This is a genomic window from Streptococcus fermentans (genome assembly GCF_040888305.1).
Lineage (GTDB): Bacteria > Bacillota > Bacilli > Lactobacillales > Streptococcaceae > Streptococcus > Streptococcus fermentans.
This window is the reverse complement of record NZ_JBFNFG010000004.1, coordinates 95,920-110,501: the sequence shown is the minus strand read 5'-3', so window position 1 is coordinate 110,501 and position 14,582 is coordinate 95,920. Positions and strand designations below refer to the sequence as shown.

11 protein-coding genes and 2 pseudogenes are annotated in these 14,582 nt (G+C 37.9%); 6 read left to right on the top strand and 7 right to left on the bottom strand.

What is annotated here, in order from left to right; genetic code table 11:
• Positions 1–2 precede the first annotated feature (2 nt).
• From AB2B50_RS05495 to AB2B50_RS09730, 4 genes and pseudogenes are all read right to left on the bottom strand, one after another.
• Positions 3–689: an XRE family transcriptional regulator gene (locus AB2B50_RS05495; protein WP_320693004.1), complete on the bottom strand. Its 687-nt coding sequence runs from the start codon at positions 687–689 to the stop codon at positions 3–5.
• A 145-nt stretch (positions 690–834) separates the two neighbouring features.
• The gene (locus AB2B50_RS05490; protein ID WP_320693005.1) at positions 835–1,347 is read right to left on the bottom strand and encodes a GNAT family N-acetyltransferase; all 513 of its coding nucleotides are present in this window, start codon (positions 1,345–1,347) and stop codon (positions 835–837) included.
• Between the two features lie 297 nt (positions 1,348–1,644).
• On the bottom strand, positions 1,645–2,235 hold the full coding sequence (locus AB2B50_RS05485; protein ID WP_320693301.1) for a DUF6287 domain-containing protein: 591 nt from the start codon (positions 2,233–2,235) through the stop codon (positions 1,645–1,647).
• A 173-nt stretch (positions 2,236–2,408) separates the two neighbouring features.
• A pseudogene (locus AB2B50_RS09730) lies at positions 2,409–2,516 on the bottom strand (30S ribosomal protein S9); the annotation flags it as partial.
• Positions 2,517–3,125: 609 nt separating this feature from the next.
• Here AB2B50_RS09730 and AB2B50_RS05480 point away from each other — a divergent pair.
• From AB2B50_RS05480 to gshAB, 3 genes are all read left to right on the top strand, one after another.
• The gene (locus AB2B50_RS05480) at positions 3,126–3,494 is read left to right on the top strand and encodes a MarR family winged helix-turn-helix transcriptional regulator (RefSeq protein ID WP_320693007.1); all 369 of its coding nucleotides are present in this window, start codon (positions 3,126–3,128) and stop codon (positions 3,492–3,494) included.
• Positions 3,494–5,770, top strand: a complete 2,277-nt coding sequence (locus tag AB2B50_RS05475; protein ID WP_062004529.1) for an ATP-binding cassette domain-containing protein — start codon at positions 3,494–3,496, stop codon at positions 5,768–5,770. Before AB2B50_RS05480 ends, AB2B50_RS05475 begins: the two co-directional genes overlap by 1 nt.
• A 593-nt stretch (positions 5,771–6,363) precedes the next feature.
• On the top strand, positions 6,364–8,628 hold the full coding sequence (gene gshAB, locus AB2B50_RS05470) for a bifunctional glutamate--cysteine ligase GshA/glutathione synthetase GshB (protein WP_320693008.1): 2,265 nt from the start codon (positions 6,364–6,366) through the stop codon (positions 8,626–8,628).
• A gap of 120 nt (positions 8,629–8,748) precedes the next feature.
• Here gshAB and AB2B50_RS05465 read toward each other — a convergent pair.
• From AB2B50_RS05465 to AB2B50_RS05455, 3 genes and pseudogenes are all read right to left on the bottom strand, one after another.
• Positions 8,749–9,132 (bottom strand): annotated as a pseudogene (locus AB2B50_RS05465) (transposase); the annotation flags it as partial.
• A 1-nt stretch (position 9,133) separates the two neighbouring features.
• Positions 9,134–9,349, bottom strand: coding sequence for a hypothetical protein (locus AB2B50_RS05460; protein WP_320693021.1), 216 nt, complete (start codon positions 9,347–9,349; stop codon positions 9,134–9,136).
• Positions 9,350–9,971: 622 nt separating this feature from the next.
• Entirely contained in the window at positions 9,972–12,656 is a 2,685-nt protein-coding gene (locus tag AB2B50_RS05455; RefSeq protein ID WP_320693009.1) for an SEC10/PgrA surface exclusion domain-containing protein, read from the bottom strand.
• A 144-nt stretch (positions 12,657–12,800) separates the two neighbouring features.
• Here AB2B50_RS05455 and AB2B50_RS05450 point away from each other — a divergent pair, with 144 nt between their 5' ends.
• The 3 genes from AB2B50_RS05450 (at position 12,801) to AB2B50_RS05440 (ending at position 14,581) form a co-directional block, all read left to right on the top strand.
• Positions 12,801–13,136, top strand: coding sequence for a helix-turn-helix domain-containing protein (locus AB2B50_RS05450; RefSeq protein WP_000169361.1), 336 nt, complete (start codon positions 12,801–12,803; stop codon positions 13,134–13,136).
• 498 nt (positions 13,137–13,634) lie between these two features.
• Positions 13,635–14,027, top strand: a complete 393-nt coding sequence (locus AB2B50_RS05445; RefSeq protein ID WP_320693010.1) for a hypothetical protein — start codon at positions 13,635–13,637, stop codon at positions 14,025–14,027.
• Positions 14,028–14,041: 14 nt separating this feature from the next.
• Positions 14,042–14,581 carry a hypothetical protein gene (locus tag AB2B50_RS05440; RefSeq protein WP_042750105.1) on the top strand — a complete coding sequence of 180 codons (540 nt, stop codon included), beginning with the start codon at positions 14,042–14,044 and terminating at the stop codon, positions 14,579–14,581.
• Position 14,582: the final 1 nt, after the last annotated feature.

Genomic DNA, 14,582 nt, shown 5'->3' with positions numbered 1-14,582 from the left:
GGCTATCCCTCCATGGGTACAAAGTTGCCCACGATAATGCCCACAATTCTAGGATCTTCCTCATAGGGGATGAAAATATCCTTGTACTTGGGATTAATGGAAACTAGACGCAAGCCTTCCTCTTCTCGATAGACCCGTTTGATATAGGTCTGGTTATTGCAAACCACTGCATAGACAGCACCATCATAATCAAATCCTGTCTCACGAATCAAAGCTACTGAACCATTTTGATATTTGGGTTCCATAGAATCTCCAGAGACCCAGGAAGCAAAATCGTGAGCTAGTTCTTCATTAAAGTAAACCGTATCAAAGTTTCGATCATCATAAACCGAAGCACCGATACCAGCCGACATGCGTTCATAAACATGATACTCGAAAAGTTTTTCTGGCATACCCGTCACCTTCTTGGCTTGTTCTTCTTGAGCCAGATTACGAGCATAGACTACCACCTTTTCTTTCCCTTGATTAGAGAGGCTATTATAGAGACGGACGATTTCGATTTGGGTGAAATAGCCTTTTGGTACTTTTAAAATCTCTTCTAACTGACTAACCTTTTCTTCAGAAGGCTCCTTAACTCCACGCTCCCAGGCCGAATAAGCCTGAAAACTAATCCCAAGCTGCTCTGCAATCTCTTTTTGTGTTAGCTTTAGCTCTTTTCTCCGAGCCTTAAGTTTTTCTGGTTGGTACATGATTTACCTCCTAGTGTGATGTTTTCATCGTAGGTTGACTCTATTTCAAAATTCAACCATTTCGGTTTAGTTTTATTATATAAAAAAAGCAGACGAATGTCTACTAGAAATGTTGAGTTTTGGCAAACGACTGATAATGATGATGCTATAGATTCCTTATCTCAAATACTGCCGTATGAATCCACTCGTTATTCATTTGAAAGTCATTTTCTATGATTTTACTAAAGGTAAAACCATTTTTTAAAAGCACTCTCTGAGAAGCCAGATTGTCCGTTGCCGTCCCTGCGATAATCTTATGTAAACCATAAGTAGTAAAGGCCTTTTCTAAAACGAGTTTAACTGCTTCGCTTGCATATCCTAAATTAGTAACATTTTCTCCAATCCTATATCCAAGTTCTGCTATTTTTCGATCATCCTCTAAGACACTTAAATTGATTCTTCCGACCATAGTACCTTGTGCATCTCTAATAAGATGCATGTAGACATCATGATTCTCTTGTTCCCTTAACAATTCCCTTGTAATTTCTTTAAAACCTTCTAAGTCAAAATAGTGAGCTGGTCTAGGAGGTAAACTTCGCTCAAAATACTCCCGATTTTCTTTTTCAAAGGAATAGATATCTATACTATTTTCTTCAGACATCAGCTCTAAACTTATCATTATAAATCATTTCCTATCATTCTCTAGATTCAAATTTACTTATATTTACACAAAGTGACATTTACAGAATTTAAAGATATATCTTTATCTTTTCATATCTTATCTACATTATAACACAACATACTATGAACAAAAACAATATCCAGCAAGGTCCTCACAAATTCCAACATCTTGCTAAACAGGCTGGAACGCCTATGGAAGCTATTTTTAAACCATACTTGCTTCATCTTCATAACATGATAATGACTTACAAATAAAGAAGAAAACCATCTCAAATGTGATGAGATGGTTAATCATTTAGTCTACTTTATAAAAAACTTCTTCTGGGTTAGTTGGAGCAGCTTGACCAGCAATCAGCCTATTTTTACTTGGATCAGAATCAACCCATTTCATAGTAGTCCCCGCAGGATAAATACTCATACCAAATCCTGTATTACCAGTTCTCACACTAAAGTTAATACTTCCATCGTTACCTATACTCGATTTTTCAATGTTTCCACTGTTTACTAATCCATTTTTATCGAATGTAAACTCTTGGCCCAAACCATTTCTCCATGTTCCAACTAGAGTAGAGAAATCTCCATTTAGAATGGCTTGCTCATCTATTTTTGGTGATTCAGCATTCGTTTGCTCTTCTTGTATCGAAGGTTTTTCCTCTGTAGTAGTAACACTATCTTGAGTAGTCGTTGAACTAGTGGTTGTCGTACTAGCCGTTGTCGTACTAGCCGTTGTCGTACTACTAGTAGTAGAAACCTGTTCTGTTGTAGTATTCACTGCTTCTGCATCATGCTTCTTATGATTAAAGAAAAACATAAAACTTATCAGTACTATAGCAATTAAGCAACTTAACAGAATCAAAATCCAATTGATACCTTTTCCTATTCTCATTTATAACTCCTTTATATTATTCGTATTTAATTATATCATACTAAATTTATACTAGGAAGAATTTGTATAAGACAATGGCTACTAGTGTGAATTTGGGGGGTGAACTTTCTTATTGAGGATTAAAAAAGAACACCCCGAAAGGTGCTCTCTGTAAGTATAGTAATTCTTTCGAATTAACGTTTTGAGAATTGTGATGCTTTACGAGCTTTCTTAAGACCTGGTTTGGAAAGTATGGGTTTCAGTTGGACTAAAAATAGCGTAATATCAAGGCTTTTCAGAACGATATCTACTTATTCATTTCATAAAATTTGAATCAATATTTTTTAAATAGGGGAATAGTTTAGTTCTGTAAGCGTAATGTGTGATTTGGCAATATTTGTGATGAGCAAAAACGTTGATTTTATGGATTTTTCATTCTTTCAATTGTTGATGAAATAGGGTGATTTTTACCTTGCTTTAGTTTTAATCAGATAAAAATCAGACAAAATCTATTCGTTATAGCTCTTAGCATAGTATGGAATGTACTGCATGAATTTGTTTCCTGCATTTTCATCATATGGTTTAACTTTTCCGCTTTTTAATCACATGGAGATTGAGCGTTTCTATCTCCATGTGATTAAAAAGCAAAAAGACACCATGAGAGGAGCTGTAGAAAGGCTGAAAAAATTGATTAATAATAAGAACTAAGTGTGGAAAGGAGGATACTGCCTCCTTTTCTATTTGACATAGATATTTTTTTAGGATATAATTTAGCCCGGAATCAGACCAAAAGAGAGGTAAGGAATTATTTTGAAAACAGATTTTATAAAGCAATTATAAGTACAAGAGAAAGAATTCTCATCTCTTTATCGTGTCATGGCTAAGAATTTTGGGCTATCTGAGAGTAGCGTGTGGGTCTGTTAATTTTTATTAGTAATAGTGGTGATATCACTCAGCAGGACTTGGTTAAACAGATGATGTTCCCAAAACAAACCATTCACTCTTCGATAAAAAAGTTGAGTGCTGACAAATATGTATGGGTGACACCACTACCAAATTCTCGTAAGAGCAAGAATTTGTCCTTGACTGAAAAAGGCAAAACTTATATAGAGATGACCGTTGCTAAAATGGTGGAAGCAGAAAAAGAAGCAATAAGGGTCATGGGGCAAGAGGATATGCAAAAATATGTTGAACTTCAAGGAAAATATCTAACTCTTGTGAAGAATGAATTTACTAAAGCTGAGCTGTTAACTTTAACTGACGATATGGAGGATAATTGATGGAAACAGATAGTATTGAAATTTTTGGTGCTAAAGAGCACAATCTAAAAGACTTTGATGTGACGATTCCTAAGAATAAGCTAGTGGTTTTTGCAGGTGTTTCAGGTTCGGGGAAGTCTTCCCTTGTCTTTGATACGCTAGCAAGAGAAAGTAGTAGACAGTGGCAGGATAGTTATCCTCTCTTTTTACGGAACAAGCTACCTCACTATGAGCGTCCTCACGTAGACGAAATTAAAAATTTACCCCCATCTATCGTTGTCGATCAGAAAGCTTTAAGGACTAATACTCGTTCAACAGTCGGGACGGCTATGGACATTGCTCCGCTTATTCGTCTGCTGTTTTCACGGGTTGGTCAACCGAGTGCGGGTGGTTCAATGGCTTATTCTTTCAATCATCCTGCAGGGATGTGTCCTATTTGTACTGGGATTGGGAAGGTTTATCAGTTAATTGAGGATAAGATTTTTGATACCACAAAATCATTGAATGAAGGTGCTATTAATTTTAGCCAATTTTCGAGTGGCTGGCAGGCTTATCTTTACAAAAATAATCCTTTACTTGATGCAGATAAAAAGTTAGCTGATTTTTCTGAGGAAGAATGGCAGATTTTGCGAGAAGGAAGCGATGAAATAGTCAAGGTTGAATTTCGTTCTAATAATACGGGGAGTGTGGACCGTGTTGACTATGAAGGTGTCATTCCGCGTTTCTACCGCCTCTATCTGAAAAGGGATATTTCTAAGCTGAAAAAATCATTGCAAGAAGAAGTGCTATCTCTTGTCATTCAGGTACCTTGTGCCAGTTGTGAAGGCTCAGGACTAAACCCCAAGGCCTTAGCTTCTAAGATAAACGGGCATAATATTGTTGACTATATGAACTTATCAGTCAGTGAACTCTTGCCTTTACTTGAAGAAGTTGATAGTCCTTTAGGTCAATCATTAGTTGCACAAATCAAGTCAGCTATTAAGCGGATGGAGACGGTTGGGATTGGTTATTTATCTTTGTCTCGGAAGACAGAAACCTTATCAGGTGGTGAGATGCAACGGGTCAAGTTGGTGCGACACATCGGTTCCAGCCTAAGTAATGTCAACTACGTTTTTGATGAACCGACTGCAGGTCTGCACCCTCATGATGCCGAGAAAATCGGTCAGCTCTTGTTGGATTTAAGAGATAAGCACAACAATATTTTGGTTGTGGAACATAGCCGACAAATGTTAGCTTTAGCGGATGAAGTCATTGAATTGGGACCATTGGCTGGTCGGGAAGGCGGTAGGCTAATTTTTCAAGGAAGTCTTGTAGAGTTGCAAAAAGCTGACACCTACACAACCCGTGCCCTAAATCAACCACTTAGACTGAATCAAGACCCACTAGCTTGGACAGAATATTTTGCCATCAAAGATGCTACTGCAAATAATCTTAAACAGGTTAATACAAAAATCCCTAAGGGAATCTTGACCGCAGTAACGGGTGTCGCGGGTTCAGGGAAGAGCTCTCTGATTGGTGTCGAATTTATCGAAAATTACCCAGATGCTATTATCATCAATCAAAAACCTATTGGTACCTCCATTCGTTCCACACCAGCAACTTACTTAGGAATAATGGATGAAATTCGAAAATTATTTGCCAAAGCCAACAATGTAACCCCTAGTTGGTTTAGCTATAATTCAAAAGGTGCTTGTCCAATTTGCAAGGGAACTGGAAAAATCGTTTATGACATGGCTTTTGCGGATTCAGTTGAGGTCGTTTGTGAGGAGTGCGGGGGTCACCGTTATAATCCTAAAGCGCTCAGCTATCGTTATCAGAATTTCACAATTGAAGAGATTTTGAATCTAACTGTCGAAGAAGCATTAACAGTTTTTTCTTCGAACGATAAGATTTGTCAATCTCTGTCAGTCATGAAGGAAGTTGGCTTAGATTATCTGACTTTAGGTCAGCCTACAAGTACCTTGTCAGGTGGAGAAGTGCAACGGGTTAAGTTAGCTAGTAAGTTACAAGAGTCAGGACAAATCTTTGTTCTCGACGAACCAAGCACAGGTCTGCATAGTAAGGATGTTGAACAACTGCTTAGTTTACTAAGACGCCTCGTCAATCAAGGGAATACGGTTGTGATGATTGAACATCGCTTAGAACTTATTGCTCAAGCTGATTGGATAATTGATTTAGGACCCGAGGGCGGAAAGAATGGGGGGTATATTTTATTCGAAGGCAAACCAAGAGATATTATCAGTTGTGAAGAGTCTCAAACGGGGAAATATTTGAAAGAAATTTTAAATTTCAGTTAAAATACGTCAATTGCTTCTAATCAGACAAAAATCAGACAAAACCACATTATAAAAACAAAAAAAGCCTAGAAACGTTGATTTCATAGGCTTTTGGTATATTGTCTTACTTAACTTCTGTAAAAATCAACTCCTACACCTACAAAGCTTATTATGTCAGACTTTATAACCGTCTGCGGAAAAAAAGTAGAGAAAAAGGTAGAGATTCATACAGTATCTAGATTTTCCAAAAATTCTTCATAAACTTAAAACCTGGTTTGGAAAGTATGAGTTTCAGTTGGACTAAAAATAGCGTAATATCAAGGTTTTTATGAACGATATTTACTGATTGATTTCATAAAATTTGAATCAATATTTCTTAAATAGGGGAATAGTTCGGTTCTGTAAGTATTAATATAATACACCTACAAAGCTTATTATATCAGATTTTCCCCAGTTTTAGAAAAATAGGTAGAGAAAAAAACAACTCTAAAACCTGCTCATTTTTCACAAACTTGCGTTAAATGTTGGTAAATCATAGCCATACGTAGCAGAAATTTGTTTTTTGTTCCTATTTATAATAGACTATCACTAACATTAGATGAAAAGGTGACTCTATGACTATAAATCAACTGCTTCAAAAGCTGGAGCCTACTAGCCCTATCCTTCAAGCTAACTTTGGAATTGAACGCGAAAGTCTTCGTGTCGATAGACAGGGAAAATTAGCACATACGCCTCACCCTTCCTGCCTAGGAGCTCGAAGTTTCCACCCTTATATTCAAACAGATTTTTGTGAGTTTCAGATGGAACTCATCACACCAGTTGCTAAATCTACCACTGAGGCTCGTCGATTTCTTGGAGCCATTACCGATGTAGCTGGACGTTCCATCAGTAAAGATGAACTTCTCTGGCCCTTGTCCATGCCTCCTCGTATCAACGCCCAAGAAATCCAAGTTGCCCAACTGGAAAATGAATTTGAACGCCATTATCGTAACTACCTGGCCGAAAAATACGGAACTAAACTACAAGCTATCTCAGGTATCCACTATAATATGGAACTAGGGAAAGATTTGGTTGAAGCCCTATTCCAAGAAAGTGACCAGATTGATATAATTGCTTTCAAAAACGCCCTCTATCTTAAGCTGGCTCAGAACTATTTGCGCTATCGTTGGGTGATTACCTATCTCTTTGGTGCTGCACCTGTTGCTGAGCAAGGCTTCTTCGACCAAGAAGTGCCAGAACTCGTGCGTTCCTTCCGAAACAGCGACCATGGTTATGTCAATAAGGAAGAAATACAAGTATCTTTTGCAAGCCTAGAAGACTATGTCTCTGCCATCGAAAACTATATCGAACAAGGTGATTTGATTGCGGAAAAGGAATTTTACTCGGCTGTTCGTTTCCGTGGACAAAAGGTTAATCGCTCCTTCCTTGACAAGGGAATCACCTACCTAGAATTCCGTAACTTCGACCTCAACCCCTTTGAGCGTATCGGTATTAGCCAAACTACCATGGATACCGTACACCTACTCCTTCTAGCCTTCCTCTGGCTGGATGCCCCTGAAAATGTTGATCAGGCTCTGGCTCAAGGTCACGCACTGAATGAAAAAATTGCCCTCTCTCATCCTTTAGAACCTCTACCTTCTGAAGCTGAAACTCAGAACATTACGACAGCTCTAGACCAACTGGTGCAACATTTTGGGCTTGGTGACTATCATCAAGGTCTGGTCAAACAAGTTAAAGATGCCTTTGCAGATTCCAGTCAGACACTAGCTGCTCAACTTCTTCCTCATATCAAAGACAAGTCCCTTTCTGACTTTGCCCTTGACAAGGCGCTTGCCTATCATGATTACGACTGGACTGCCCACTATGCCCTTAAGGGTTATGAGGAGATGGAACTTTCTACCCAGATGCTGCTCTTTGATGCCATTCAAAAAGGGCTTCATTTTGAAATCCTAGATGAGCAGGATCAATTCCTTAAACTCTGGCATAAAGATCATGTTGAGTACGTCAAAAATGGTAACATGACCTCAAAAGACAACTATGTAGTTCCTCTTGCCATGGCTAATAAAACCGTGACCAAAAAAATCCTGGCTGATGCTGGCTTCCCTGTCCCTGCCGGCGACGAATTTACCAGTCTAGAACAAGGTCTAGCCTACTATCCTCTTATCAAGGGCAAGCAAATTGTGGTTAAACCAAAATCAACCAACTTCGGTCTGGGCATTTCCATTTTCCAAGAGCCTGCCAGCCTTGATAACTATAAGAAAGCTCTCGAGATTGCCTTTGCAGAAGATACAGCTGTTCTTGTTGAAGAATTTATCCCAGGAACCGAATACCGTTTCTTTATCTTGGATGGGCGTTGTGAGGCTGTCCTCCTTCGTGTCGCTGCCAATGTTGTCGGTGATGGCAAACACACCATTCGTGAATTAGTCGCTCAGAAAAATGCCAACCCATTGCGAGGACGTGATCACCGGTCACCGCTGGAAATCATTGAGCTAGGAGACATCGAACAATTGATGTTGACTCAGCAAGGTTATGCACCTGATGATATTCTCCCAGAAGGAAAAAAGGTCAATCTGCGTCGTAACTCCAACATCTCTACAGGCGGTGACTCTATTGATGTCACCGAGACAATGGATTCCTCTTACCAAGAATTGGCCGCAGCCATGGCAACTAGCATGGGCGCCTGGGCTTGTGGGGTTGACCTCATCATTCCAGATAAAACTCAGCCTGCCAGCAAGGAAAATCCTCATTGCACTTGTATCGAACTCAACTTTAACCCTTCGATGTATATGCACACCTACTGTGCCGAAGGTCCTGGACAAGCTATCACTCCAAAAATCCTAGATAAGCTGTTTCCAGAAGTTGCCACAAGTCAAACCTAAAACCTAATTCTTAGGAACAAACAAATCACCTTTATCTCGATGATATGATACCTCTTAAGTAGACAAGGTAAATACCTAAAATCTACGGCTCTTTGTCAACTGTAGTGGGTTGAAGAAAAGCTAAGCTCGAGAAAGGACAAATTTCGTCCTTTCTTTTTTGATATTCAGAGCGATGAAAATTCGCTTCTTGAAGTTTTCAAAGTTCCGAAAACCAAAGGCATTGCGTTTGATATGTTTGATGAGATTATTAGTCGCTTCCAATTTTGCGTTGGAATAGGATAACTGAAGGGCATTGATGATTTTCCCTTTGTCCTTTAGAAATGTTTTAAAGACAGTCTGAAAAAGAGAATGAACCTTCTTTATATTGTCTTCAATGAGTCGAAAAAATTTCTCTGGTTCCTTATTCTGAAAGTGAAAAAGCAAGAGCTGATAGAGATTATAGTGGTATTTCAAGTCTTCTAAATAGCTCAAAAGCTTGTCTAGGATTTCTTTATTGCCTAAATTGTCAAATTAAGTTAGACTTTTCAAGTAACTCAGAAAAACTTAGTAGGGTGATTGAAATAGTTCTATATGGTAATTCATAGACTACCCTCTGTTCAACTATTCCCCCTTCATCTGTAACAAAAAAATATTTCTCATGATGTCGCCAAATATGTTGTCCATAACCTTTTATTTCCTCAAACTTACTAACTTCTTTCCAGCCTAGTTTACTATATTCCATGTATGTTCTCCGATCTTTTCACTAATATCTTACATTACACCTTCAGGAATATCTCCTGTTGATCATTGTAACTATCTAGTTGACTGTTATACCAAACCCTGGAATTCTGTCAATATCTTCTTTTCCCTATTTTGATTTATTTCTCAGCTATATGGTATATTAGGATACTTTGAATTCACCTTAAACAAAAAAAATGCACAAGTTAATTACAACCTGCACATCTTTTTAATTTTATATTTAAAAGAAACTATAAATCAACTTTCCGAAAAACAACTATTTTTTATACAAAAAAGACATCCAAGAGAAAATTCTTGAATGTCTGTAAACGTTGATAGTATCCTATTGATTAACGTTTTGAGAATTGTGATGCTTTACGAGCTTTCTTCAAGCCTGGTTGGGGCACCACTTATTTCATCTAATTTCAAAGTGCTTTAAAATCAACGTTTTCATAGGTTTTCAAAAAATAAAATTTCAACTAATTTCAATCAGTTTCATTAAAATAAGGTAAACTTTCATAAAAAATAAGTAAAAATCGAACCAGAATATCAAAAGTTTCCCTTATATAAAATTTATACATATTAGAACAACACCATAGAAAAGAGAGCCTCCGCTCTCTTTCTTTTTATCTATTATATTTTCGTTTTCCTGCTAAAGCGAGGAGTCCAAGACTTGCTCCAAGCAATGCTAAAAGTCCTGAATCCTTTGTTCCTGTATTTGGAAGTTGTTTCTTAGGTTCTGCTTTTGCATTTGTAGCTTGTGCAGGAGCTTGATATGTTTTATCGTCTTTAGTTCCTACTGTCGCAACTACAACCTTATTTTGAGCCTTAGCATCCACAACATCAACAACTTTACCTGATGCATCAGTAACTTCCTTAGGTTGACCACCTGCGTTACGGATTGCATCTGTCTTGTCCTTCAAATCCTGTAAGCGTTGTTGTTCAGCAAGGTATGCGTCATGGTCGGCTTTAAGTTGCTTGAAGTTCTCATATCTACGAGCCTTAGCTTCTGCGATACCCTCAAGATGAGCCAACTCTTCCTTAGCAGTCTCCAACTCAGCACGAAGTACACCAAGCTTAGATTTAGCATCCGTAAGCTCTTTGTCCAAAGCCTTAAGGACTTCATCACGGTGTGTAAGAGCAAGTTCAAGAACTGTATGAGTGTCAGTAGCCTCTTTAGATGCTTCACGTTTACGAGCAAGGTCTTTCCCAGCTGACTTACGAGCCAAGACTGCTACATCATGAGCCTTAGTAAGGACTTCCAATTCACCTTTAGCAGTAGCAAGAGATTGGTCAGCGTTTGAGTGTTCAGCCTTAGCAGTTTCAAGAGCTGACTTAGCATCAGTAAGAGCCTTAGCTTTGTCAGTAGCGTTTGATTTAGCTAGAGCAAGTGATTCCTTAGCAGTTTGCAAAGCTTTAGTGTCTTGTGCTAGTTTGTCTTCAGCGTCAGCAAGAGCCTTCTCAAGTGACGGAACATCAATCTTGTTACCTACCAAACCTGACAAGTGAGTACGAGCATTAGCAAGAGCTGTCTCAGCGTCAGTGTAGTCAGTTTGTGCAGTTGCTACAGTTGATTTAGCTTCTTCAGATGCTTTAACTGCGTCGTCATACGCTTTTTGAGCAGTTTCAACTGCTTTTTCGTCTACTTTAGTAGTAACTGTAGTTACCTCTTTAGTAGGAGATAGAGTGAAACTAGTCTCATATTTTACCCCAAGCTGACTATAACCAAAACCTAGACCTACACCAAGATTTGTCTTATCAGTATCATGGAAACCTAGAAGTGACAAAGCACCACTATATAGGTCTTCGCTAGAACTTGTACTTGTTGCAGACATAACTGTCTGAACGATACCCTCGTATACAACTTGCTTGATTTGAGCCATAGTTGAAAGAGTACCTTTGCCTGCGTAATCTGGGATATTCTCTGCTCGAATACCTAGCGCATCTAAGTTAAAGTTAGCTGACTCTTTACCCATAGCTAACTTCTCAGCTAGAGTTTTTGTATAGTTTGGACTTGTCTTACCATCTGTCACTTTTTCAAAAGGATTTGCGTAATGGTTAAACTGAGTAGCCAATTCAACAGAACTTTCACTAACTTTAAGAGGTGCATTACCAAACTTAGCACGCAAATCGTTAATGATAGATGCTGCATACAAACTTAATTTTGTTGCTTGCTCTTTAGATAAGTGTTGGAAATCAACAATCTCTGTAGCGTCTGTGTCTTCACTACCGTAAGCAACATCCTTACCTTTGTAGAAATACTTACCTGTAAAGTTATACCCACCTAGACTATTGGCACTTACACCTGTCTTTTCGTCAGTATAAGGCTTATTGATTGCCTTCATGACATCAAGAACATTGCCTGTACCATTAGCTAGGTCTTTAATTGCCTTAATATACTCATCAGACAAGGCTGGAGCGTAATTTGCCTTTGGAACATCGTACATCTTTTCAGAAGAGGTGGTTGTTTCAGTGACACCTTGTTTAGCTACATCAAGAGCTGATTTAGCTGAGTTAACTGCCTTATCTTTGTTAGATTGGTCAGCTTTAGCATTAGCAAGGGCTGTAGTAGCTTGAGATAGGTTAGACTCAGCGCTAGATACCCCACCTTGAGCATCTTTGATTGCTTGGTCTTTGTTAGATTGAGCTTTTTTACCATTATCAAGGTTAGTCTGAGCAGTTTCTACGGTTTTAGTGTCAGCACTAACTTGGTTAGTAAGCGTAGCTACCTCTTTTTCAAGTTGGGTAGTGTCAGTAGTAGATGAAAGAGCATCTACTTTTTTCTGAGCGTCAGCTACCTTATTAGCTGTATCAGTTGCAGTTTTCTCAGAATTAGATACTACCTTAGTTTGGTCAGCAACCTTTTCAGCAGTCGCAGATACAGACTTATCAGCATCAGCTACAGTCTTTTCAGCAGTCGCAAGCTCGTTGGCTTTCTTGTCAGCATTCTCTTTGGCTTCAGAAACACGTTCTGGAGTAACAGCCTTGGCTTCTTCAGCCTTCTTAGTAGTATCAGCGATAGTCTTTTCAGTATTAGCAATGTTTGCTTCAGTAGTTGAAACAACTTCCTTTTGCTTAGCTACATCCTGATTAGCCTTGTCAGATTCAGCTTTAGCCTTATCAACATCAGCTTGACTAGGAACTTTAGCAACTACCTCGTCCTTAGCAACTACCCTAGTTGCTGGCTCATTAACTGCTACTTCAGTCTCACTAGCTGATACAGTAGTGGATACCCCAAAGGCTGTAAGTGCTAAAGTAGAAACGACAGCGCCTGTGCGCAATTTCTTGCCGTAATCTTTTTGTAATTCCATCGTATAAATCTCCTTTTGATAGTTTTATAGTCCTATTTTATCACATATTGTAGCGTTTTAAAACTATTTTATATAGCATTTCTCTTTTATAGTAGTTTTTTAAGACTATAAAATTGAGTATGATAGGATTTAAGGGGTACTGATATGACAAAAACAAATCTACAATCTTATCTAGGTAAGAGAATCCGATTACTGAGACTTCAAAAAAATTTAACTCAACAGCAACTAGAGGAACTGGCGGATTTGCCATTAAAATACACTTATAAATTAGAAAACCTTGAACCAAATATCAAAATCAAAACATTACAAAAAATTATGGATGCACTTGATACAGATATAGAGACTTTTTTCGATATATCCGTAACCGAAAGCAATCCTTTAATAAATCAGCTAATATATAAAATTAAGGAACTAACACCTAGTAAACAAGAACGAGTTCTCAAGCTAATGATACAGCTTATTGACGAAATAGAAACATAAACCAAGTCACAAAAAAAATGACTTGGTTTTATTTTATTCTCCTGTAAATAAAAACCGAATGTTCTTCGTATGGTTAAAAATTTCTAAGACCCTAGCGTAAATTCTTTCCCCCTACCGAAAATGAATAATCAAAACAGCATAAAAAATAGGTATCCCAGCGAAGAGGTCTAACTACCTGAGCAAAATAAGAAGAGTCTGACGAAAATTTAGAACAACATCATACTATAATATATATAGACTGGCGTAAATTTTTGACTACCTGTACTATAATATTTATACAATGGCGTATTTTTGAGATAATTCAATTTTTAATATTAAAATGACGTAGCTGAAGGAATCCCCTTGCGATATAGTAAGTGAAATTAAAAGATCGGGGTGATGAAAAATGTACTATATGAGTTAAATTGATAACATTTAATAACTTGTTATCATCAAAAATTAAAATTACTTGTCAGCATTCTAAAAAGTCTGACCATGCAAAGACAAAGAGGAATTAACATGTCAAAAGAAAAAAATTTAATCGTCGGCAACTACGACAGAGCGAAAGCATTTTTAGACGCTTTATCAACTTCTGTTGATATCCCAGCAGAGATCAAAGTAATTGATACTAACAATGGAATCATTAACGAAGGTCAAGAAAATCAACGTTCATGGGCATCTCTTACATGCGTAGATGTCGAACTCTACGAACAGTTTGCTAGCATTGCTAAAGAGGGTTACTGTCCAACCTTTCGAGTCAGGCTGAAGAACTATCAAAACGAGAATTTAGATGGTTTGATAAACGCTGACATCGTACTTAACAAGTATGACTTGTCATTTGTTCTTGACAAGTTGAAACAGCCAGTCGGCATCGCTCTTGTAGCTGAGCTTGCTGATATTGCACTCAAATAGAAAAGAGGTGGCTTATGAAAAATTTCTTAAGAGAAATCATGGAATTAGAGTGGTACTATCAGATTTTCATAGCGTCAATTACCTTTGTTTTAATAGCACTACTTCTTAAGTTTCTGCTATGGATAGTTCCATTTATATTAGGTTCTTTGTTGTTCCTGTGGCTTGTGACAGATGGAGAAATTTTCTCTCTAGCTTGGCATCGATACAAACAAAGAAGTCAAACTGCTATTAATCCTTTATTTGATAGCTTCTATAACTGGTTAACAGAAGTCGGTGTAACAGAACTACCAATCTCTTCACTAAGTTACACACAAGGTGTCGAAGTTACGGAACAAGGTATTTACTTTGTTCATATTGACAAAGAAATCTCTGATGAAGCCCTTGGAAACTTTGAAACAAAAGTAAGACAAGTTGTAAAAACTATGTCAAACGATTCTATAGATTGCGTTGTAAGTCGCTCTAAGCGTGAGCCCTTTCTTGCAGTCAAGGTTCGTTTAGTGTCAACTAATGACATGATGCTAATGCAAAAAAATCAAAGAGAAGAGGACTTCTAGC